The sequence below is a fragment of the Aliikangiella litoralis genome (assembly GCF_052495765.1).
On sequence record NZ_CP199292.1, the window covers coordinates 3,578,710 to 3,601,811 of the forward strand.

At 34.3% G+C, this 23,102-nt stretch carries 20 protein-coding genes and 1 tRNA gene; all 21 read right to left on the minus strand.

Features of this window, described 5'->3' with window-relative positions:
• Positions 1-38: 38 nt before the first annotated feature.
• On the minus strand, positions 39-1,211 hold the full coding sequence (locus tag ACT5E3_RS14815; RefSeq protein ID WP_444994318.1) for a glycosyltransferase: 1,173 nt from the start codon (positions 1,209-1,211) through the stop codon (positions 39-41).
• 199 nt (positions 1,212-1,410) lie between these two features.
• Positions 1,411-2,118: a class I SAM-dependent methyltransferase gene (locus ACT5E3_RS14820; RefSeq protein WP_444994319.1), complete on the minus strand. Its 708-nt coding sequence runs from the start codon at positions 2,116-2,118 to the stop codon at positions 1,411-1,413.
• A 6-nt stretch (positions 2,119-2,124) separates the two neighbouring features.
• The gene (locus ACT5E3_RS14825; protein WP_444994320.1) at positions 2,125-3,228 is read right to left on the minus strand and encodes a DegT/DnrJ/EryC1/StrS family aminotransferase; all 1,104 of its coding nucleotides are present in this window, start codon (positions 3,226-3,228) and stop codon (positions 2,125-2,127) included.
• Positions 3,228-3,626 (minus strand): sugar 3,4-ketoisomerase, encoded by a 399-nt coding sequence (locus tag ACT5E3_RS14830; protein WP_444994321.1) that lies wholly within the window; start codon positions 3,624-3,626, stop codon positions 3,228-3,230. The genes ACT5E3_RS14825 and ACT5E3_RS14830 overlap by 1 nt, the downstream gene beginning before the upstream one ends.
• Positions 3,626-4,498 carry a glucose-1-phosphate thymidylyltransferase RfbA gene (gene rfbA, locus ACT5E3_RS14835; RefSeq protein ID WP_444994322.1) on the minus strand — a complete coding sequence of 291 codons (873 nt, stop codon included), beginning with the start codon at positions 4,496-4,498 and terminating at the stop codon, positions 3,626-3,628. The genes ACT5E3_RS14830 and rfbA overlap by 1 nt, the downstream gene beginning before the upstream one ends.
• Positions 4,498-5,607: a dTDP-glucose 4,6-dehydratase gene (gene rfbB / locus ACT5E3_RS14840; protein WP_444994323.1), complete on the minus strand. Its 1,110-nt coding sequence runs from the start codon at positions 5,605-5,607 to the stop codon at positions 4,498-4,500. Before rfbB ends, rfbA begins: the two co-directional genes overlap by 1 nt.
• 34 nt (positions 5,608-5,641) lie before the next feature.
• Positions 5,642-6,604 carry a hypothetical protein gene (locus tag ACT5E3_RS14845; RefSeq protein WP_444994324.1) on the minus strand — a complete coding sequence of 321 codons (963 nt, stop codon included), beginning with the start codon at positions 6,602-6,604 and terminating at the stop codon, positions 5,642-5,644.
• A 354-nt stretch (positions 6,605-6,958) separates the two neighbouring features.
• The gene (locus ACT5E3_RS14850) at positions 6,959-8,119 is read right to left on the minus strand and encodes a glycosyltransferase family 4 protein (RefSeq protein WP_444994325.1); all 1,161 of its coding nucleotides are present in this window, start codon (positions 8,117-8,119) and stop codon (positions 6,959-6,961) included.
• 58 nt (positions 8,120-8,177) lie between these two features.
• Positions 8,178-9,230: a non-hydrolyzing UDP-N-acetylglucosamine 2-epimerase gene (gene wecB, locus ACT5E3_RS14855; protein ID WP_444994326.1), complete on the minus strand. Its 1,053-nt coding sequence runs from the start codon at positions 9,228-9,230 to the stop codon at positions 8,178-8,180.
• Positions 9,231-9,263: 33 nt separating this feature from the next.
• Positions 9,264-10,487, minus strand: a complete 1,224-nt coding sequence (locus ACT5E3_RS14860; protein WP_444994327.1) for a lipopolysaccharide biosynthesis protein — start codon at positions 10,485-10,487, stop codon at positions 9,264-9,266.
• A gap of 15 nt (positions 10,488-10,502) precedes the next feature.
• Complete coding sequence (locus ACT5E3_RS14865) at positions 10,503-11,606, minus strand: DegT/DnrJ/EryC1/StrS family aminotransferase (protein ID WP_444994328.1); 1,104 nt, start codon at positions 11,604-11,606, stop codon at positions 10,503-10,505.
• Positions 11,606-12,715 (minus strand): formyltransferase family protein, encoded by a 1,110-nt coding sequence (locus ACT5E3_RS14870; RefSeq protein WP_444994329.1) that lies wholly within the window; start codon positions 12,713-12,715, stop codon positions 11,606-11,608. Before ACT5E3_RS14870 ends, ACT5E3_RS14865 begins: the two co-directional genes overlap by 1 nt.
• On the minus strand, positions 12,715-13,671 hold the full coding sequence (locus ACT5E3_RS14875) for a Gfo/Idh/MocA family protein (RefSeq protein WP_444994330.1): 957 nt from the start codon (positions 13,669-13,671) through the stop codon (positions 12,715-12,717). The genes ACT5E3_RS14870 and ACT5E3_RS14875 overlap by 1 nt, the downstream gene beginning before the upstream one ends.
• 26 nt (positions 13,672-13,697) lie before the next feature.
• Positions 13,698-14,747, minus strand: coding sequence for a Wzz/FepE/Etk N-terminal domain-containing protein (locus tag ACT5E3_RS14880; protein ID WP_444994331.1), 1,050 nt, complete (start codon positions 14,745-14,747; stop codon positions 13,698-13,700).
• A 12-nt stretch (positions 14,748-14,759) separates the two neighbouring features.
• On the minus strand, positions 14,760-16,322 hold the full coding sequence (locus tag ACT5E3_RS14885) for a capsule assembly Wzi family protein (protein WP_444994332.1): 1,563 nt from the start codon (positions 16,320-16,322) through the stop codon (positions 14,760-14,762).
• Between the two features lie 8 nt (positions 16,323-16,330).
• Entirely contained in the window at positions 16,331-18,991 is a 2,661-nt protein-coding gene (locus ACT5E3_RS14890) for an SLBB domain-containing protein (RefSeq protein WP_444994333.1), read from the minus strand.
• A 373-nt stretch (positions 18,992-19,364) separates the two neighbouring features.
• On the minus strand, positions 19,365-19,904 hold the full coding sequence (rfaH, locus tag ACT5E3_RS14895; RefSeq protein WP_444994334.1) for a transcription/translation regulatory transformer protein RfaH: 540 nt from the start codon (positions 19,902-19,904) through the stop codon (positions 19,365-19,367).
• A gap of 37 nt (positions 19,905-19,941) precedes the next feature.
• A complete protein-coding gene (locus ACT5E3_RS14900; protein WP_444994335.1) occupies positions 19,942-20,640 on the minus strand; it encodes an MlaC/ttg2D family ABC transporter substrate-binding protein in 699 nt (232 codons plus the stop codon).
• A 111-nt stretch (positions 20,641-20,751) separates the two neighbouring features.
• Positions 20,752-20,828, minus strand: a tRNA-Val gene (locus ACT5E3_RS14905).
• Between the two features lie 198 nt (positions 20,829-21,026).
• Positions 21,027-22,046, minus strand: a complete 1,020-nt coding sequence (gene galE / locus ACT5E3_RS14910) for a UDP-glucose 4-epimerase GalE (protein ID WP_444994336.1) — start codon at positions 22,044-22,046, stop codon at positions 21,027-21,029.
• A 99-nt stretch (positions 22,047-22,145) separates the two neighbouring features.
• A complete protein-coding gene (gene metF / locus ACT5E3_RS14915) occupies positions 22,146-23,102 on the minus strand; it encodes a methylenetetrahydrofolate reductase (protein ID WP_444994337.1) in 957 nt (318 codons plus the stop codon).

Consider the following 23,102-nt stretch of genomic DNA (forward strand, 5'->3'; position numbering starts at 1 on the left):
ATTCAGTTTATAATTACTTTATACTTAAAAGAAAATATCTATAACGCTTCTAAAAAATAGCTCTCTAATTGAGAGGCAACACTACTCACTGCAAACTTCTCCTTAATTAGGCGCTCTGCGTTACGTCCTGTTTTTACACGTTCTTCAATTGGCAAGTTTACGAAATCAGACATAGCTTTTATTAAGGCTTCTTGATTTCCTTCTTCAATCACCTGACCAGCGTTATATTCCTCAAGCCATGGAATATCTGAACGCCCGGTAGTAATCACCGGGGTACCACAAGATAAGGCTTCCAAAGACGCCAAAGATGTCTCTTCATAAATTTCTGGGGTAATAACGTAACAGTCTGCCGCATTATAAGCCTGCCACCTGTCATGATCATATAAGGGGCCACAGATACAGACTCGATCTTCTATATTTGAAGTTTTAATTATCTCTTCAATTTGCGACAAAATACCTTCATCATGACCAACTATCGCTAGATAAACTTTTTTATTATGAGTATTTATTTTGATGTATGATTCTAATAAAAACTTAACTCCTTTTGTAGGATTTAATCGCCCTAAAAATAAAAATAAAATCGCATCAGAAGGAATATTATTATTTTGACGAAAGTTCATAGCGCTTTCTTCATTTTTCTCTGGTACAGTATTAAGGTCAACAGCTAATGGTAGTAGCTTTATATAATTAGCATTAGCTCCAAAACCACTATAGACTGAGCACTCATTTTTTGTCTGACCAAAAAGTATACGAGCTTGTTTAACCATTGGAATAACAAATAATGAATCGTATATTAGTTTAATTAGCCCACTTCTTCTTGGAAGAGAACCAAAAGAGCTCAATGCCACAGGTATTCCATATTTCTCAGCGGCTTTATAAGCGACTACATTAAGTAATGTTCGAGTTTGAGGCAAATGTATGATATCTATTTCTTTATGATGAAGCTTAAAATACTCTTCTAACTCTCGATATGAATAGTCAAAATAAAAAGATTTACGCCAATCGTTGTATTTTTTTAGATAATGTATAGATATACCTGATGAAAAACCATCCCAGTTACTGTCTTTTGTAGGTCTATTATTTTCAGGTGCTAAAACACTAACTGTATGACCTAATTTAATTAACTGTACCGCGTAGTCATACATTACTCTTGACGGCCCCCCATCCCCCCAATTAGGGGCATAGCTATAACATACTTGTAAGATTCTCATAACTACTCCGGCAACTTACATTTATTAAAATAGTTTAATTAATAATATCTTACCAAACAATGAAACTATTTAAATATTAACACTTTCTTAAAAATTGAAAAACTTAACCATTATCGTTAAGAACACTACAACTATTAATCGACAAATAAAAGCAATAGCCTCTATTAAAAGTCAAACGATAAAAACATCTATAAAAATTTTAAATTGGCTTTCTAGCTGTAATAATAATATCACCTGCAAGTAAAGATGGAAGAAACTCCTTTATCTGCCAAAATTTACCGGAACAACTAACATTTTCAATGATTAAACCATTATCTTCAACAATCGATATAAAAGTATCTTTGGTAAAATAATGAAGAGCCCCTCCATTTAAAGCTCCCATAAATGTAGTTGTCCTCGGCTCTAATCCCAAGAGGAGTCGTCCCCTATTTTTCCAAGAAGCAATATTACCAACACTTGCAACAAATAAACCTCCAGGCTTTAACACTGAATACATTTTCTTGATTACAGTTTCAGGTGATAAAACAAACTCCAAAACCACCATACAAGTAATAACATCAATACTATTAGTCTCACATATAGTGATTTCATCAATATCAATATTACATCTAGCTAGCTCAACTTTATTTTCACATTCAGAAGCCCATAATCTAAGACTATCTAATTGAGTATCTGCAATATCAATACCGTATAAATTTGGAAACTTTTCTTTACCATAATATAGTATTGAGCCGTTACCACACCCAACATCAAGCAAAGAGTGAAAATTAGAATTTAACTTCTCAATTATATTCCAAGCTCTTGAAATTCGAGTATGCTCTGGAAGACTTTCGATTTCAGAAATTACTGTTTCACGGCTGGAAGCTCGCTTATATCCATCTTCATAAAACTTTCGTTGAAATTCCATAAATCCCTACATATTATAATTATTCAAAGCATCAATAACATTTTCGATTTCTTCATCTGTCATTACTGGGCTCATTGGTATAGACAATACCTTGTCATGAATTTTTTCAGTTATAGGTAACGATAATTCATTAAACTGGCAATATGCTTTTTGTTTGTGAGGAGGAATCGGATAGTGAACTAACGTTTGAATCCCTCTCTCATTTAAATACTTTTGTAATAAATCTCTATTTTTAGTTTGAATCACAAATAAATGCCATACATGTGAACTTTCATCAAATATTTCAGGTAATTGAATAAAAGGGTTGTCAATTTCCCTCAAATATTTGTTCGCAACATATCTTCGCTTATCAATTTCTTTGTCCAAATATTTTAGTTTTACATTCAGTATCGCAGCCTGCACCTCATCTAATCGACTATTGACTCCCAGGTAATCATTGTAGTATTTCTTATGGGAGCCATAATTACCTAAAGCTCTAATAGTATCAGCCAAAGCTTCATCGTTAGTTGTTACAGCGCCTCCATCGCCAAGAGCACCTAGATTTTTCCCAGGGTAAAAACTAAATCCAGATGCATCCCCCCAAGCACCACATCGCTTGTTTTTTATAATTGCCCCATGAGATTGCGCGCAATCTTCTAAAATAAGTAAATTATGCTCCTTAGCAATAGCTAAGATTTCATCCATTGGCGATATCAAACCATACAAATGAACAGGTAAAATCACTTTAGTTTTATTTGTGATAGCTCTTTTTATATTGCTAGGAGAAAGGTTGTATGTAACAGGATCCGGCTCTACAAATACTGGGACTAAGTTATTCTCAGTAATTGCTAGAATTGATGCAATATATGTATTTGCCTGAACAATGACTTCATCTCCGTCACTTAATTTCCCAATTTCTTTCCAAGCTTTTAAAACTAGCGTTAACGCATCTAAACCGTTAGCTACACCAATACAATGTCGAACACCACAATACTCAGCAAAATTTAATTCAAAAGATTTAACTTCCTTTCCTAAAATAAACCAACCGTTTTGAAGAACTCGATTAAAAACTTCTTTAATTTCTGACTCATATTGTAAATTTATTTTTTTTAAATCTAAAAATGGGATCATCAACCATCTCCTTCACATAGGTCTAAAAATTTTTGGTAATCAAAAATATAATCCTTTGCATCATAAATTCTATCTGCAAAAACTAATAGTACACAATCTTTAGAAAAATCATGCATAGTTCCCCATATCATTGCATCTTGTAACAGGCCTTTACTAGGATGATCTAAAAGAAATGTCTTAGATAGATTTCCATTTTCTAAAGTGACTTTACATTGTCCATTTACAGCTATTAAATACTGTTTAGTCTCATAGTGAGCGTGTTGTCCCCTAGGAAGCTGGGGGTCGGTACCATAAATATAAAAAACCCTTTCTATATTGAAAGGAATATCTCTTGCTCCCTCAATAGCTATTAAATGACCTCTATCATCACCTAAAACATTATGCGAAATAATATCCATCACCACTTATTGTCCATCATTGATAATAGATATTGACCATAATTATTTTTTGAGAGTACTCTTGCTATTTCTATAATACTTTCTTTTGAAAGCCAGCCATTTCTCCATGCGATCTCTTCCAAACAAGCTATTTTAAACCCTTGGCGTTTCTCAATAGTTTCAACGAATAACGCTGCTTCAAGTAAACTTTCATAGGTTCCAGTATCCAGCCAAGCAAAACCTCTTCCCAATAATTCTACATTCAAATCACCTCTTTCCATATACATTTGATTAATTGACGTGATTTCTAGTTCATTTCTACGAGATGGTTTTACCTGTTTGGCCATTTCAATTACATCATTATCATAAAAATAAAGGCCGGTAACCGCAAAATCTGATTTCGGCTTTTCAGGCTTTTCTTCAATACTAATTGCTTTCATATTGTCATCAAACTCAACCACACCGAAACGCTCTGGATCTTTAACCTGATAACCGAAAACAGTTGCCCCAACTTTTTGCTTAGCGACATCTTGTAAAATGGGAGTAAAACCTTGTCCCCAAAATATATTATCACCAAGTATTAGACATACATTATCATCGCCAATGAACTCTTCTCCAATAATAAATGCCTGGGCCAGACCTTCTGGTCTTGGTTGAATAGCGTAACTAATACTCACTCCAAACTCACTACCATCACCTAACAATCGGATAAAGCCCTCTTTATCATCAGGAGTAGTAATAATTAATATCTCTTGAATTCCAGCTAACATTAAAACTGAAAGTGGATAATAAATCATTGGTTTATCATAAACAGGTAATAATTGTTTAGAAACGCCTTTAGTGAGTGGGTATAATCTGGTACCCGAACCACCTGCTAATATAATACCTTTCATTATTGTGCTACTCCTAACCGATTTCTTTGATAGCTACCATCTTGAACATTTTCACACCAATCTCTATTTTTTAAATACCATTCCACAGTCTTTCTTATCCCCGTTTCAAAGGTCTCTTCAGGCTGCCAACCTAATTCTGCTTGTATTTTGCTAGCGTCTATTGCGTAACGCATATCGTGACCTGGTCTGTCAGGAACATGAATAACTTGTTCAACATAAGATACACCTGAGTCTTTTGGTTTTAACTCATCTAAAATATTACAAATAGTTTTAACTACATCAATATTTCTCATCTCATTATGGCCACCGATATTATAAGTTTCACCAACTTTTCCTTCAGTCAATACCTTAACAAGTGCTTTTGCATGATCTTCGACATAAAGCCAATCTCGAATTTGATTACCCTCACCATATACAGGAAGCTCTTTACCTTCTAAAGCATTCAAAATTATTAATGGTATTAGCTTTTCAGGGAAATGATACGGACCATAATTATTCGAACAATTACTTACTAAAGTAGGTAAACCATAAGTTCTTTGCCATGCTTTGACCAAATGATCAGAACTCGCTTTTGATGCAGAATATGGTGAGCTTGGAGCATAAGCAGTTAACTCAGTAAAAAGTGGAAGAATATTTACTCCTTGAATACCCTCATTAGTAGTAGAACTTGATTTATCGTCTGGATGCGGCAGATCACCATAAACTTCATCAGTAGAAATGTGATGAAAACGAAAACTTAACTTCTTAGCTGGTTCTAAATTTAACCAGTACTTTCTAGCTTGTTCTAGTAAAGTATAAGTACCAACAATATTGGTGTGAATAAACTCAGCAGGCCCATCAATAGAACGATCTACATGACTTTCAGCTGCCAGATGCATAATACAATCAGGCTGATAATGCTCAAACACCTTAGCTATCAATTCCTGCTCACAGATATCTACTTGTTCAAAATCATAACGCTTACTCTTCTCTATGGACTTTAGTGATGCTAAATTACCAGCATAAGTTAACTTATCAATATTAATAACACTATGCTCGGTATTATTAATAATAAAACGAATAACTGCAGAACCTATAAAACCAGCTCCACCTGTTACTAATATGCGCATTACCCTACCCTTTATTAATCAATAAAAGTTCTAGTTATCCATTAGGCGTAATAACTTTTCTTAAGCTACTAATGGGATAAAATAGATAAAACAAAAGAAAAAAAGCTCCTCCAAATGTAATCATCGACGTTGCAAAAGATACATTTAAAAAAGACGCTGTAAAAAAAGAAAAAGAAAGTGCAACAAATTTGAAACTATAGCCACGACTTAAACAATCCAAACAATAAAAAAAACAACTGACAATTACGCCCACAATGATCATACCTAAATATCCCAAAGAAGAATAACCATCGGACATGAAGTAAGGTGCATTATAGTTACCTAATCCATAATAATTTTCCATAACTATAGGTATACCAAACTGATACGGATAATCAATGAATGCATTTACACCTGTAATATGAGAAAAATATGTATATTGATGAGATGAAAAAAAATCAACATAAACAGGAGTAGATAACCCTTGTATTGCGAATGTTCTCATATTCACCAAGCTCGAATAGAGATATTGAATTCCACTTAAACTTTCAGCATATAATAAAAATGGAAATAATAGAGAAAAACTAAATAACCAAGGAAGAATATTTATTTTCTTTTGAGCATATCTAACAAACAAATAAGATAATGCAAAATGAAATATCGATACTAAATATAGCTTATTACCCAAAGTGAAGAAGAGAAAAACATATATAAAGGTTAAAGCTAATACAAATTTATATTTATTTTCAACCCAGTTTTTCGCTATTAATATTGGCACAATAAAGTTAGCTAACCAAGTAATCACATAACCTAAAAAACCTAAATTCATATCATCTACAGCATCTCTTTTATCATAAACATCGAGCAGACCAACGATAGAAAAGTTAGAGGATAACTTAAGAAATAAAATGAACATTATAGGAACAAGGCTTATAGCTATTATTTTAGTAATATCAATTGATTTTAGTTGTATATTACGAATATTACTCAGCGGAAGCCTTAATTGTAATATGTTCATGGACATTACTATACAAAAAATCAACGATAACGTAATAGGCTGATATTTATATATCATTCCATCATCATTTATAATAACAATAACGGGAATATATATTAGGAAAAAAAGCATGTTTATTATGTACGCACTTCCCCTCTCAACATATGTAGGTAATAAAAATGCAGGCAAAAATACAAATACAAAAATCCATAATATGCTATAACCACTATAAATACCGTCACCAAATCCATAGTATCCATAATTCACTACTATTATATTTTGGTATGAATAGATATATACACATACGTATATAAAAATAGATAATAAAAAACTAGTACGCTTAATTAAATAGCTCACTAAACTATAAACTTATTTTTATAATTTGAAAAAAGCTTTAGATATCGCTGTCCAACTATAATCTAGTACCCAAGATGACGCTTTAGTTGTTATTTCTTTACCCTTTTGAAGGGACAGTAATATATTATTCGCCAATGATTCGGTATTATTTTCTTCAAAAATTAAGCCTCTCCCATTTTCTAGTCTCTCTTGATTTACTTCCATTTCGGGAGCAATAACCGGACAACCACAAGCCATTGCTTCAAACATTGCCATCGAAGAACCATGAGGCCATATTGCCACTTCAGCTATAGAAAATACTTTTCGAATTTCAACATTAGGTACTGGTTTAAGAACATGAACACTATCTTTAAACGCCATATTAGATAAGTGGCTAAAAAATTTATTTTTATAGTTTTCTGAAATATCACCAACAATTAATAACTTATATTCTTCAGGCAAACTATTGTTAGATTTTGTTAAATCAAAAGCAGTTAAAACATCTCTTGGGTCTTTAAAGTGATCAACTTTGCCTATATAAAGTATATATTTATCATTTAAAGATAAGTTATTCTCCTTTAGCCAACTATGACCAAAATCAACATCTCGAAATACAGTATGATGATCATACCCTAACAATACTAGTTCAACTTCATCTTGAATTCCGTAGCTATTTTTAATTATGTCAACCGTTTCTTTTGAAACACCAACCCACTTATCAACCTTAATATTTTTTATCTTTAAAAATAATCTAAAAAATACTCTAAACAAAAAATTTAATGGTTTTGTTGCTTTATTGACAATTCCGGCCTTTACCATATGGTCATCAACAATAACTCGACAGCTGCTATGTTTGCTTATCCAGGATAACCCAGTTATTGTCATAGGTAGTGTTACTCCATGTAGTACCAACAAATCAGGGTTTTCTTTCGACAAAAGCTCTCCGAGCCCTTTGACAAAAACACGTTGGGACAATGTAGTAATCCGAGGAAGCCTAATCACTTTAACACCATGTTCACTACTATAAGCTCGATCCATTAGTTTAAATTTATCCTGTTGCTCATCCCCTCCCCATAGCTCAATATTATCAGTACAAATAATAGTAACCTCATCGCCACAACTGCGATTATAAATTGCCATTTTATTTTCTTGATAACCTCGCTCTGGATGGAAAAACTGAGTAACGTGAACTATTTTCATTTTTTATTCCTAAATTTTTCTATCTTATATAAAACTAGCTTTCAAAATTAACATTAATCTAAAATAATTCAACGATGCGCTTACTCGCTAAACCACCACCATACATATTAGAACTAACATCAATAGTCATAGCACTTGTTTTTTGAGCACATTCTAAAATTAAACTTTTATTTGCTCCAACTAAAATATTTGCTCCGCTATCGACCAACTCCACCCATTCAGTCTGATCTCTAGCAGTTAAACACGGCTTGCCAAAAAAGAATGCTTCTTTTTGCAAACCACCACTATCAGTTAGCACCCAATCACAACGCTCTAAAAGCCAAAGCATTTCTAAATAACCAACTGGATCTATAATTAAAATATTAGAAATATCGATGTCTGCATTCTTCACAATAGCTTGCGTTCTAGGGTGTAAGGGTAAAATAAGTGTTTTTGTTAATGATATTTCATTTAAAGCAGTGAATATTGATTTCAAACGCTCTGGATCATTAGTATTTTCAGCCCTATGGACAGTTGCTAAAACAAACTCCTTTGAAATATTAATACTACTCGGTTTATATGACATTTTTTGATAAAATAGCGCTGCATCCTGCATAACATCTCCAACCTGATTCACCTTTTCTTTTGAAATACCTTCAATTGCCAGATTTTTTGTGGCTGTATCAGTTGGAGTTAATAATAAGCTACTAACATGATCCGCTAAAATCCTATTTATTTCTTCGGGCATTTCTCGGTTAAACGATCTTAATCCTGCTTCCACATGCGCGACCGGAATATGCAACTTTGATGCAGCGACAGCTCCAGCTAAGGTCGAATCTGTATCACCAAATATTAACAACCAATCAGGCTTTTCTGATAATAGTATCTCTTCTATTTTTTCTATCATTCGTCCTGTATTTTGTCCGTGCGTCCCTCCACCTACACCTAAATTATATTGAGGAGTTGGTATTTTTAATTCATCAAAAAAAATATCACTCATATTACTATCGTAGTGTTGTCCCGTATGAATAATCACTTCTTTAACATCACTTCGATAATCTGCAAATGCACGAGATACTGCCGCAACTTTTACAAATTGAGGTCTAGCTCCAACAACAGTGGCTACTTTCATAAATGTTTTTCTCTTTAAAAAATAAGTTTTCGATTAAGTTTTAGCTAAGTAACTAGCTCCCTTCGCACTCTTATAACATAGAAAAAAGTACACCGAATATGAAATACTTAGTGAAATCGAAGATGCTATAACAAATGATTCTATCGTTTCAAAAAATACAAAAGAACAAAATAAAGTACTAGACATCAATAAAAATCTAAATATTTGCCAATAGAACTCTTGTTTTTGCCAATTAACTAACATGAGAGAATAGGCTATTGAAGCTGTTGAAAACTGCAATATAAAAATCGGGATAAGTATTTGCATATAAAAAGCAGCATCATCCCACCCTTGACCAAAAACAAATTCAATCAAAGGCTTTGCAAAAATGAAGGGAATACAGAAGCCAACTAAAGAAATAACAAAAGACATACTGGCAACTTTAACAAAAATAGAGTGAAAATTCCCTTTAGCCCTTAATTCTTCATTGGCTCTTTTCCTATAAACTTCGCCGATAGAACGCCCTATCATAGATGTTGGAACTCCAGCGACACGTTCAGCTAGACTGTAGTAACCAGCTTGTGCAGCGCCAAACAAAAAACCAATAACATAGATAGGCATATTACCTGATAAAAAATTTATAAATGATCCCGGAAAAACTAATTTTGGATAACTGATATAACGCTTAAAAATATAAGTAAGCTGCTTAATAGTTACATGATTAATTGTTAGTGGTAACTTTATATACAAATAATATGTAGATACAACAAAACCAAGTAACAGCCCCCCAAAAGCACCAACATGAAAATCAATAACTACTACCAAAAAAAATTGTGTTAGTGCGCATCCCACCGCATTGACAATACGAGAGCGAGACATAGCGCTAAACTCTCCAAGGTAATTTGCATACAAATAATAAGATTGGTTAATCGACATTATGAAAATGGTAAACGGTAAGAGAAACCAAATATTAGATAAATAGTCGAAAAGAATAGCAGCCAATATAAAAACAAATATTATTATTAACGCGAATAAGTTTATTGCAATACATAGAAAAAATATTAGCTTGGCATGTATTGCAGTTTTGGCCGCATTAATAGCATGATCAAATCTTAATGCAGATAGGGTACCAAGCATTATCATGGTGGTAAAAAATAAGGAATAAACACCAAACTTTTCTCCCCCCATGCTTCTAGTCAAAAATGGTAATACAAAAAACGGCAATACTTGGGCAATTACAGTTCCAGTAACTAACTTAAGAATGTTTTGAATAAACAACTAGATATAACCTTGTTAAGAAAACAAGTTGAGCACTTTTTGTTGAGCTTCTGATGTTAAATATGGATGCATAGGTAAACTGAAAACTTGTTCGGATAATTTTTCAGCAATCGGAAATGACAGGTCATAACTAGCCAAAGATTTAAACGCAGATTGTTGATGCATACATGTACTATAGTAAATCATGGTAGGTACAGACTCTATCCTGAGTTTTTGCATCCACTCGTCACGCCTTTCAGTAACTAATGTATATTGTGCCCACGAAGATAAAAATCTTTCAGGTACCAATGGTACATTAAATTTATTTTCTAACGATGAAGTATATATATTTGCAATTTCATTTCTTTTAACGAACTCTTGAGGGAACTCTTTTAACTTTTCTAGCAATATAGCAGCTTGAATAGTGTCTAAACGGCTATTCATACCAACTCTGACATTATCATACTTATCTCTTCCTTTTCCATGAACACGATATGATTTTAATAACTCAGCATATTCATCATTATCTGTGAATAAGGCCCCACCATCACCATAACATCCCAACGGTTTGGCGGGGAAAAAACTAGTAGTCGCTATATCACCAAAAGCTCCTGCTTTCTTACCTTCTATCTCCCCCCCGAACCCTTGTGCAGCATCCTCAACAAGCTTCAAACCATATTTTTTAGCTACCTCCTCTAGTTCAGGATAGTTCGCAGGTAAACCAAATAAATCTACAGCAATAATAGCCTTAGGAATTAATATACCTTCTTCTAGAGTCTTTTTAATTCGCAGTTCTAAATCAACAACACAAATATTAAAAGTCTCCTCATTTGAATCAACAAAAACAGGTGTTGCGTTAGCAAATGCGATGACTTCAGCGGTTGCAAAAAAGGTAAATGTTGGACAAAAAACTGCGTCCCCCTCCTTAATGCCTAATGCCATTAGTGCTAGCGTTAGAGCATCTGTTCCATTAGCACAAGTTATTGCATGTTTAACCCCAACATAAGCAGCTAGCTCTTCCTCTAATTCTTGAACCTCTGGTCCCATAATATAGCATCCATGTGTTAGTACACTTTGTATTCTTTTATCAATACGTGACTTTAAATATTTATATTGTGCCTCTAAATCTATAAAATTCATTATTTTTCCAATTTTGATTTGAAATACGAGACTAGCTCGAAATCTTTGGCTTCGACAACATAATCAATGACTGTTTTAGAAAAAACATCTTTGTGCATTATGTTTGCACCGGCAGAAATTAAATAATCAAGAACAGAATAATCTTTTACTTCCTTGTTAAGCTGACTAGATTTAGCATACATCAAAACAGAGGTACCTTTTTTAGCAACATGATTAACATTAGCACCATTTGAGATAAGATACTTTACTACAGTTAGTTGATTATAAAAAGCAGCTATAACCAAAGGAGACCAACCTTTTTCGTTTGAGGAATTGATAAAATGATGTCCACAATCTATTTCCGGAATCAACTCACATAAGCCGAGTTCACATGCTTCAAAAAGCTTAGCTTTTGACTGTAATGAAATTATATTCTGTTTCCATTTATCAAAATTTAGTAAGGAATAACTCTTTTCAATGTTTATCATAGGTTCATTTTTAAAAGGTCGTTCAATATTAGAACAATTATCACTTGCCGGTAATTCAATTAAAAGCAATTGATAAAGAGACCTTATTTGTTGCTGATAAATTTTCAGTTGTATAGTTGCAGGTGTATCGTCGTTTGATACGAGTATTTCATCAAATTTGATCATTTTTCCTGCATCGACTTTATGGTCAATAAAATGGACAGTTATTCCAGGAACAGTTCGTGAATTTAACATCCAATAAAATGAATCTAGACCACTTGTTTCAGGGGTTTTTCCAGGATGAAAATTTATTATTCCATTTACAAACAACTTAATAATGTCTTTTTTAATTATCCTTGCACCTGAAATAATAGCTGTTTCAACTTTATTGGATAACACGGTCTCTTGTATTACGGATACATTATCGTGTTCCACCCGTAAATATTCAAACCCATACTTTTGGCATAAATCTTTAGTATCAAATACCTTGGAGCCTAATGATATAGGATTAATCAAGTTTTTCTCATTTTGAGTAGAAAGAGTTTTTTTTGGAGCAGCTAAAACAATTACATTTTTATATTGATTAAGATATAAAGCAGATAAAAAATCATTGGTTTTTCTATGTGGAAAATCATAAGCAAATACTGCAATTGCGGCCTTCATTATATGACCTTATTTACAAATGGGTGAATGTCAGATTCGTTTTTTACTATTTCTTGGTTTCGAATTTCACTTACTATTTCGATACTATTACGAGCTTCTTCTAACCCAAAGCCTTTACCTGCTAAAATATGTTTATAACTCTCTGTATGAAGATCAGTAAATCCACCAGAAAACTCAATTTCTCGACCATCTACAGTAATTGAACGAAAAGTTCTTTGTCCCAAAGATTTAACATTGTTAGGAATGTATTCATAATTAACAGATAAAAACCAACGTACTTTAGCATGTTCAAACTCTAAGTATCCTGCACTCGTATCCGCCTGACTTAAATGAGTTTCATTTTTTTTGAGCTTGCCAAACACCCACCCAAGCATATCATAAAAGTGAACCCCTATATTTGTTGCAATTCCACCCGATTTATTATCATTTCCCTTCCACGATGTGAAATACCAATGACCTCGACTTGTTAAATAAGTTAAATCTACTTCAAATATTTTATTAGGATTCTTAGCAACTTCATTAGCAACCAATTCTTTTAAAGAAATTATACTAGGATGGAGACGAAGCTGTAATATGTTATAAACTTGCTTACCTGTTTCATCTTGGACAATTTTTAATGCATCTATATTATGTGGATTTAATACCAATGGCTTTTCACATATAGCATGAGCACCGTGTCGTAATGCAAAGCGAATATGAGAGTCGTGTAAATAATTTGGAGTTGCAATGCTTACATAATCTATTTGTGTTCCTTTTCGTTTTAATAAATCGATATGCCTATCAAAACGCTCATACTCCACAAAAAAATCGGCGTTGGGGAAGTGACTATCAATAATACCTACAGAATCATTTTTATCTAAAGCAGCAACTAAAATATTACCCGTTTCTTTAATCGCTTTCATATGTCTAGGAGCTATATATCCCGCAGCTCCAATCATCGCAAATTTTTTCATCATAATCCTATTCTTTCAATTAACATCATTTAATGAGCAACATTACTACTCTTTTTAAAATATCTAACAAACACTATAATGATAGAAAAAAAACCTCCAATAAAAATCCCTAATATTACAATTAGTGCCCTTTTAGGCTTTGATTTTTCCTCAGCAATCTTTGCAGGACTTAACGTCTTAAAGACATACTCTTCACTAACTTCAGCCAACATAAGTGTTTTTGTTTGCTCTTCGATTAATTGATAGAAAACAGACTGCATATCAGCAATACTAGTTTCTTTTATTTTGTTATTAAGGTATTGAATACTTTTTAAAGCCTCTTCTCTATCCTGATCCTGTATATTTGCATTGATTGCCATTACCAGCTTATCTGCAAGCTCTTTTGCAATAAAAGGTGAATAATACTCAACGGATAAAGTAATTAAGCTTGTTTTTTTATCATGATTAATGCTAATCCGCTCTTTAAATTTTTTAAACAATTCCCAACTACTAGGTTCAGCTTTTTGTCCTTTACTTGGCTCAAAATCCCTTACCCACTTATTATTCTCAACATCATAAATATCAGAATCAATTATCAACTCATTAGTACTTCTGTTCCACCCTTTTGCAGCAAAAACTTCTACTTGAATATCATTATCCTCAATAAACTTTTCCAAAAACCCCCAAGTTTTGATAATCTCCATAGCAATAACCGATTTATCCTCAGCTCCGCCGCTACCTAAATTAATTCCAGCAAGCGAAGCTAAACCACCAAACTGTCCCGCTAGTTTAGACAAACCTCCAGCCCCTCCTGATTGTGTTGCCGGTGCTAAAATTGCTGTTGATTTATATTCATTAGGTAAAGATAGCGCATAAAAAACAGAAGCAATAGCAAAAAGAAAGGTAATGCCTACAATTAACCACTTACCTTGCCAAATAGCAGCCCACAGTTCGCGTAAATCAATTTCATCACCAGAAGAATTAGTTTCTAGTAACAAGCCACGTGTAGCAAGAAGAGATATATTTGCTTCAAGTTGTGAGTTACGAGCTTCTAAAACTTTTAGTTTTTCTTCTATGTTTTCTTTATTATTTTCGGACATTTATTCTTCAAGTTATAAATTATAAAACCAATCAACTGATAAACGAGCTTTGTCATTTATTCTTTCAAATTGATCATAAATAGCATTAGTATATTCCACTGAAACAACAAATTTACCATAGTTTCTTGTTTGATAACGCCAGTTTAACTTTAGCAGTTTAAATTCTTTTGTTAATTTCGTAATACTATGCTTTTCTGCTGCTGTATCACTTGTGTTCTTGTTTAGTTCAATATTAGATATATCAAACCTAATACTATGCTGCCTATTAAGTTGACTCATAATACCCAAACTACTTACCTCAGAATCATTATCAAAAGTTGAGCCTATTGCACGTCTATTATAGCGATATCCATTTTGGTAAATAGAACTCTCATAAGCTCGATTAAATTCTTTTTTATCAAGCGCTGTATCACTCTTTTCAATAAACCATTTCCAGTTTGTATTAAAAAAATCAAAACTTGAGGTTATTCCCCATTGCAACATATTTTTTGAAGGAAGAAAATCTGTTTCATTCTCACCATATGCGCTAGCATACACACTAAGAGGATAATTAACAGGTAAACTCCACCTAAACTCTAATCCAGCTATACGATCACCACTATCACTATAATATTCATTGGAACATAAAGTATTACTTTCCACCTCACAAACTTTATTTCCGATAATATTATCAATAAAACTGTCAAACGATTCTGGCCGGCTTTGATGAATCGTTTGCTTTCCTTCTTCATCGTACCCTACAACTTGCTTTCCGCCCCACAAAGCGGCAGCTCTTAACGCCACTTCTAGTGATTGATGAGGTTTAAAACTTAATGAAGCACCAATTAACTTAGCATGCTTTATAGTTCTTTCATCATCTAAATGGGCTACAAAGCTATTAAAAGTCCACGGACCTAGCCAATTTAAAATAGGTTTATCAATTGGATATGAATAATTTCGTTGCACGGTGACAGCTAAAGGAGGCCTGGCATTATTAGAGAGTAGATTGCTAGAGTTCCAACCAGCCCCCCACCACTTTTCAATTGCACCAACACTCACATTCCAGTTTTTATAGGTACCAGCAATGTAAGAGCCATCGTAGCGTACACTGTCACCATCAAAAGCATTATTTTGTCGGGTCACTTCAATATTCCAGGCAAAATATTTACTCATACCTATACGACGCGCAGATAACTCGACTTTACCTCTTGAGTCATCACCGAAAGAGCGTAATACTTGTTCATTATTCGAAACACTAACTCTTATCTCTCGACGATTGTTTAAATACATCGCATCTTTTCCAGCTCTTTTAATACGTAAAAAAGCTGCTTGGTAGTTAGCAGGGACTTCTTCAATACTCAAACTGTCAATGTCGCGTATTATACCAGACCACATTAACGGGTAAGTGTTTACTGGGACTTTAATAATACCAACATCTGATAAAGCTTCTATATCAGCTCTCAACCAAACATCCCGAATGTCGATCCATGGTTCAGCGTTAAGTCTACAGCTAGTAAAACCAACACTTAAAGCGAGTAAACAATAAAAAACAAATTTTATCCTCACCTTGTTTTTACTCGTATCATTTAAAAGCAAAAAAACTCTTACAAACTATTAAGCGCAGCAATACCCAGTGTCAGTTGAGAAACGATTTGTGTCACATTAGTCCATAAAGTCATTGACTTAATTCGATCGGTATCAAGTGGAACAACTATTGTGTCACCAGGACTTAGCATTCTATTTCTATGACTTAACCAACCGCTTTGATTTGGAAGAAAAACAGAGCCGTCAGCCTTTACGACATAAACTCTTTCGTCATCTGCCCGACTAGTCAGACCACCACTTTTTTCTAAATAATCATCTAACGTCCAATACTCATTAAATAAATGGGAAGTGGAATGTTGCACTTCGCCTAAAACAGAAACTTCTTGTCTATAAGTTGGAATAACCAACATATCACCATCTTTTAGCTGAATATCGCTATGCTTAGAGGTCACTATTTTTTCTAATGCTATAACGAGTCTACCAACAGCCTCTGTTTCTGAAAGCGCATTCAACAGTTGTTCTGCATTGCTAGAACCATTAGCCCTCTGCCCAGCTGCTACATCTTCTAAATCACTAGCAGCGATATCTGCTCGCATTTGAGCTCTTAATTCTTCTAAGCGCTTAGCTTCTTGTTGCTTAAGATCACGCCGAGTAAATACTGCGGCCTGTATGTGTGCCATAGAAGTAAAACCACCTGCACGAGCAATAACTTGAGTTAAGGTTTCCCCTCTTCTAAATTCATATTCACCAGGAAATCTTACTTCACCTTCAATAGTAATACTGAGCTTTTCTCGATACTCAGGTGTTGTATATACTGCTAGTTGGTCTTTAGCCTGTAAAGAAAACTGTTCAACTCCCATTAACTGTTCAGCTAAATTAACATTAATATGATTAATTGTTGCTGTTTCTAAATCGGATAAATCTCGGCGAGTTATCTCAACATTACCTAAGTAAGAAGCTTCTTTTAGACCGCCTGCGAGTAAAACTAAATCTCTAACATTCATACCTTGGCTTAATGGATAAACACCTGGGAACCGAACATTTCCACTGACATCAACAATTTTTATGAGTTGTCCGTCTGATGTTTGTTCTCTCAATTTCTTTACAACGAACTCCAGCGTCTTGACTCTTATATTATCTTTTTCGACTAGTTCTTCTAGCTCTCGACGCTTTTTATTTTGCTCTGCAGAATCTAAAGGAACTACATTCTCTTGAGTTTCATAGTTTTCTATTTTTTCTATACTCTGTTTATATTTTTGTAGCTCACTCAGCTGTTGTTCGAGAGACTGCTTAGGCTCTGATACAAAAGATTGAAAGGTTAATATTCTATCTAAAGGTTGTAATACAATTGGTTCGGCCGTTTTCTCAATAACTTTTTGAGGGTAAAAATGCAGTATCGATATCTGTCTTAATGGCATCGATTTACGAATAATAAGCCCAATATTCAAGTCCGTATTCTGCTTAAACTGCTTCACAGAGTAAATTATATCTTCCAACTTTAGTTTTGGTCGCCATTTAATGGGTCTTGTTCTCTGAAAAGTACCTTCCAAATAAACAACATCTTCCATTTCGCCTAAAACGGTACTAATTTCGACTAAATCACCATTTTTTAGTTGTGTATTTTTTGATTTAGATTTACTTAAATCCACATCAATGACAGTTGTAAAACCACTTGAACTTTTGCGTGTAATGTGTGAAACATTGGGAAAGGCACTCGCAGAATAACCTCCGGCTAATTTAACAAGCTCTTTGAGCGTTCTTTCTTTTTTAAGTTCATAAATAGCTGGACGCTTAACTTCACCTTTTATTCCAGCAGTTTTTCCTACAGGAGGAATATAAATCACATCCCCTGGTTGCAAACGCGCATCACCACTGGTATCACCTTTTTGTAGCAGGTCATATAAATCCAGTTTTGTTATAATTTTTCCCTGACGTTTCAGCTGAATATTTCTCAATGAACCAACTTCTTTTATCCCACCACTGACAAATAGCGCATTTGTCATAGTTGAAAGCGAACTGACTGTATATGAGCCAGGTTTAAATGCTTCGCCTAAAACAAAGACTCGAATCGAGCGTAGTTCACCTAAAGAAACGACAGCTCTAATTCCTATCATTTGTTCTTTGACAATATCTTTTATTCGCTGCTTAGCTTCATTGAAATTTATGCCCGCTAATGAAATAGGTCCTAGTGCAGGAAAGTTAACCATTCCATCTCGACCGACTATTAATTCAAAATTTTCACTTTCTTTGCCAAGTAACTGAATCTTTAACTGATCACCTGGCCCCATAATATAATCAACCGGAATAGGAATATCTGTAGCAGGAGCAAAGGTAGTAGGGATACCAGCAAAAAGATCATAACCATATCTTGGTAAGCCATTTTCAATGGTTAAATCATCCGCTGATATACGGCGGTCATAAAGCATTTTTTCATCTAATTCTTCCCTTTTACCAATAACGCCTCTTCGATTCACTTCTACAGAACTATCTCTTGGCAAAACATTCTGAATATTCTTTTTGGATTTATCGTTACCAGTTCCCAAACTATCTAACGAGGAACAAAGCTCATCGACATCATAGCCTGCCATTTTAGCCATTTGGCGCTGTTGCGGAGTAATATTCTTGCAACGTGCTTTCATTTCAGATGTGTCAATTGAAGCAGTGTATGAAGAGAAAAATGTCATTAGTCCAAGCAATAGTAGACTGAATTTTGAATACATAGATTTACCCGAAGTAAGACTTACCTGATAAGTTTTTATACGATTTATTATCATAGATTAATAGAAGCAAACTTATTTAGACACGCTACCGCCCTTGAGTTATTGCTCTCAATGCGCCAATTTAACAATAATTTGCTCAAGCAATAGCACTTGAACTTGATAAAACACCAATTTATTGACACTAAACTTTAAAAGTGACAAGTATTTGTTTGTTAGTGTTTTACTTTAGTAAATTTTCTTTATTTTACAAGTAGTTATTAAAATATTTTTATAACCCACTTTCGCGGCCGAATTATACCCCACGGTTATGTTAAAAACAGCCAAATTCTGTTAATAAGTTAAATCCGTCAGAGTACGTATAATCAAAACGAAATTAGTCGGCGGCGATTTGGTCATTCGTTAACTTTAAACGATTAATTTTGCCTAAAAACTCTATCAATATCAGTGCTCTTTCTTCACCGCTACTTGACTCATAAATACCTTTTAATCCCTTAAATGGACCCGACAATATGCAAACAGCATCTCCTGCATTAAAACATCGTTTTATCACAGCTTCTTCACTGTCTGTTTGTTGTGCAATAAAGCGGTCTACTAGTTGGGGAGGTATTTTGGCGGGCATCCCAGAAAAACGGACCCAGTCACGAACCCCTCGTGTTGATCTGACTTTATGCCATAAACCATCTTCAGGAGTTAGGCTAATAAATACATAACCAGTAAATAATGCTTCTTCTTCTATCTTTCTTTTTCCTGCCCTTATTTTTTCAACTTGAATAGTGGGAGTAAAAGCCTTAATACTCTGATTTAGAAGGTTTTCTACAGCTCTCATTTCTTGCCTAGGTTTGCTGGCAGCAAGATACCAACTAGAATCTGATGTAAAAGAGTGAATATCTGAACTAGTACAGCTACTTATCATAATTTAAATGGATGCCTTAAGTGTTTTAAAAATGGTGTTATTTTGATAATGATGAAGGCCAATAGCCTTTGTTTTTTTCTTCTATCAAACTAATAACACCATTAATTCCTTGTTTATCATGCAACTTTCGATAGCTGTCTTTTTTTAATCCAATATAGCTTGCCCCTTGAACTAATGCATCATAAAGGAACCAATGACTATTCTCTTTGTAAATTCTAAAACTAACGTTGAAGCTAGGCATAACATGAGGAATCACCTTAAGTGTTAACAATCCCTTTGAAGCCCTTTCATTTAATTCAACCCTTACAAACTCAATTTTCTGTCCATCATATAGGCTAAAACTTTCTTGGACATATCGTTGTAAGGTATTATTAAACCCTTTAACTAAATCTTTAAAGTTTGCTTCTGTCAACTCATTCCAAACAGTTCTACCCAATAAACCTTTCAGCGTCTTAGATGCGCTCCAACGAGGCAATAACTCAACATCAATAAATTTTGCTAACTTCTCAGGCGATTGGCTTAGTTCTGCTTGATTTTCCCTCATTTGATTATTGAGAGAGGTAATTACTTGACGATAGTAAGCTTCAACAAATTTTTGTGAATGAGCAGTATTATCAAGGGAAGACGGCTTAGTGAAAGCCAAAAGACTAGACGGAAAAATAAAACAACAGAAGGCTAATCCTAAAAATACCGGAATGCGTTTTAAAACTAAAAATTCTGAGTATTTAACTTTCATCCGATGATTATTAACCCATTTCATTAATTATTTAGAGTTTAGTTACATAAAAAATAAAGGCATTTCTAAAATTTAAACCCTTTACTAAAAATGATTCACTCTTTCTAATTATGGTAGTCGCGAGTGGACTCGAACCACCGACCCCCACCATGTCAAGGTGGTGCTCTAACCAACTGAGCTACGCGACTATAATAACATATTTACCATGCTTGAATAATTTATAAGCGAACCACTTCCTATTTGTTGAAGCACGTCACTTTAATGACTTAATTGAACAAGCAACTAAAACGAGGCGCGTATGTTATCAGAAAGATAATTTTGCGCAAGATTTTTTTAAACTTAGACCAGGTTAAGTCATTATCTAGATTAACGAATAATCAGATAGCTCAATTTTTATACCCGTTCGGATTACTGCTTTGCCAACGCCAAGTGTCATTAACCATCTCTTGTAATCCTCTTGAAGCCTTCCACCCCAATATTTTTTCAGCAAGACTAGCATCAGCCCAGCATTCAGCAATATCACCAGGCCTTCTTTCTACAATTTCATAGGGAACAGCTTTACCTGCACCTTCCTTAAAAGCATCAACCATCTGTAATACCGAATAACCTTTACCGGTACCTAAATTAAAAGTAGAAACACCATTCAACGACTCAATCTTCTGAATCGCTTTGACATGTGCATCAGATAGATCAACAACATGAATATAATCTCGTACACCGGTTCCATCAATTGTTGGATAGTCACCACCAAAAACTGATAATTTATCTCTCTTGCCCACAGCCACTTGACTAATATAGGGCATTAAATTGTTGGGTATACCTTGCGGATCTTCTCCAATTTGGCCACTATCATGGGCTCCTATTGGGTTAAAATAACGTAACAATATAATATTCCAGGCATCATTAGATATAGCTAAATCACGCATAATTTCTTCAATATATAGCTTGGAACGTCCATAAGGGTTAGTCGCAGAAACAGGAAAATCTTCTGTAATTGGTACAGTAGCAGGATCTCCATAGACTGTAGCAGAGGAACTAAAAACAATACGTAAACAATTAAATTGCTGCATTACTTTGAGCAGACTAACTGTTCCGTATACATTCTGCTCATAATACTCAAGAGGGATCTGAGTCGACTCACCCACTGCCTTTAATCCAGCAAAGTGAACCACACCATCTATTTGGTGCTCTTCAAAAATAGATATTAATTTATCTTTTTCTCGAATATCCGCTTTATAAAAAACAACCTCTTTTCCGGTAAGGTTTTCAACACGACGTAATGACTCTAAGGAAGAGTTTGAAAGGTTATCAACAACAACAACTTGATACCCGGCCTCTAACAATAATAAAGTTGTATGACTACCGATATACCCCGCACCGCCTGTGACTAAAATTTTTCCTGGCATTGAATCCCAACCCATAAAACAATAAAAAGACGTTACCGATTATAGTGAAGTCGAGATTTAAGCGCAATCAAGCATTGATAGTATTTTGGCTTTACTTTGCTAACTCAAGGCTAAGTTTTCTTCGCGTTTTTTTTCAGTTTCGATAAGCTCTTCCACTTTATGTTGGTCTCGAACCCCCAAAGAATGGCAAATCGCATAGGTCAAATCAGAACGATTAAGTGTGTAAAAATGAAAGTCTCTTACCCCTTCTTTAGCCAGTACTTTAACTTGTTCAATTGCCACATTAGCAGCAATTAAATTTCTCGTCATAGGATCATCATCAAGTCCTTGATACAAACGATGCATCCAACGAGGTACACTTACATTTGTCATTGAAGAAAACTTGAGTAACTGTTTGAAATTAGTGACAGGCAATATTCCTGGCACTATCTCAACATCTATACCAGAAGCTAAGCATCTATCTCTGTATCTCAAGTAAGTTTCTGTATCAAAGAAAAACTGACTAATCGCTCGCGTGGCTCCAGCGTCAACTTTTCGTTTAAGATTAATTAGATCAAACTGAGCATTTGGCGCCTCTGGATGAACTTCTGGATAAGCAGCTACACTAATTTCAAAATCAGCAACAGACTTCAATAGTTTGACTAAATCGACAGCATAAATATCAGGTTTCTCAGAAGCTTTATCTGATTCGGGCAAATCTCCACGTAGGGCAACAATATGTCTTATTCCTGATTGCCAATACTTTTCAGCAATAGTTACCAGCTCATCTTCACTCACACCAATGCAAGTTAAATGTGGGACTGGAACCAGGTTAGTTTCAGTTTGTATTTTTGAAATAATTCGATGCGTTCTCTCTCTCGTTGAACTTGCAGCACCATAGGTAACCGAAACAAACTTTGGTTCTAAAACTTCTAAGCGTTTAATTGAATTCCAAAGAGTCGTTTCCATATCAGCTGAGTTAGGAGGAAAAAATTCGAAAGATACATTGACTTTGCCAGCCATATCAAAAAGATTCTGGTTTAACACCTCGACCTGTTGAGCATGATTAAATGCCAT

Bases quoted from the DNA above. Each gene is read 5' to 3' on its own strand.
- ACT5E3_RS14815 (WP_444994318.1), bottom strand. From the start codon at position 1,211: ATGAGAATCTTACAAGTATGTTATAGCTATGCCCCTAATTGGGGGGAT.
- ACT5E3_RS14820 (WP_444994319.1), bottom strand. From the start codon at position 2,118: ATGGAATTTCAACGAAAGTTTTATGAAGATGGATATAAGCGAGCTTCC.
- ACT5E3_RS14825 (WP_444994320.1), bottom strand. From the start codon at position 3,228: ATGATCCCATTTTTAGATTTAAAAAAAATAAATTTACAATATGAGTCA.
- ACT5E3_RS14830 (WP_444994321.1), bottom strand. From the start codon at position 3,626: ATGGATATTATTTCGCATAATGTTTTAGGTGATGATAGAGGTCATTTA.
- rfbA (WP_444994322.1), bottom strand. From the start codon at position 4,498: ATGAAAGGTATTATATTAGCAGGTGGTTCGGGTACCAGATTATACCCA.
- rfbB (WP_444994323.1), bottom strand. From the start codon at position 5,607: ATGCGCATATTAGTAACAGGTGGAGCTGGTTTTATAGGTTCTGCAGTT.
- ACT5E3_RS14845 (WP_444994324.1), bottom strand. From the start codon at position 6,604: ATGAACATATTACAATTAAGGCTTCCGCTGAGTAATATTCGTAATATA.
- ACT5E3_RS14850 (WP_444994325.1), bottom strand. From the start codon at position 8,119: ATGAAAATAGTTCACGTTACTCAGTTTTTCCATCCAGAGCGAGGTTAT.
- wecB (WP_444994326.1), bottom strand. From the start codon at position 9,230: ATGAAAGTAGCCACTGTTGTTGGAGCTAGACCTCAATTTGTAAAAGTT.
- ACT5E3_RS14865 (WP_444994328.1), bottom strand. From the start codon at position 11,606: ATGAATTTTATAGATTTAGAGGCACAATATAAATATTTAAAGTCACGT.
- ACT5E3_RS14870 (WP_444994329.1), bottom strand. From the start codon at position 12,715: ATGAAGGCCGCAATTGCAGTATTTGCTTATGATTTTCCACATAGAAAA.
- ACT5E3_RS14875 (WP_444994330.1), bottom strand. From the start codon at position 13,671: ATGATGAAAAAATTTGCGATGATTGGAGCTGCGGGATATATAGCTCCT.
- ACT5E3_RS14880 (WP_444994331.1), bottom strand. From the start codon at position 14,747: ATGTCCGAAAATAATAAAGAAAACATAGAAGAAAAACTAAAAGTTTTA.
- ACT5E3_RS14890 (WP_444994333.1), bottom strand. From the start codon at position 18,991: ATGTATTCAAAATTCAGTCTACTATTGCTTGGACTAATGACATTTTTC.
- rfaH (WP_444994334.1), bottom strand. From the start codon at position 19,904: ATGATAAGTAGCTGTACTAGTTCAGATATTCACTCTTTTACATCAGAT.
- ACT5E3_RS14900 (WP_444994335.1), bottom strand. From the start codon at position 20,640: ATGAAAGTTAAATACTCAGAATTTTTAGTTTTAAAACGCATTCCGGTA.
- galE (WP_444994336.1), bottom strand. From the start codon at position 22,046: ATGCCAGGAAAAATTTTAGTCACAGGCGGTGCGGGGTATATCGGTAGT.
- metF (WP_444994337.1), bottom strand. From the start codon at position 23,102: ATGGCATTTAATCATGCTCAACAGGTCGAGGTGTTAAACCAGAATCTT.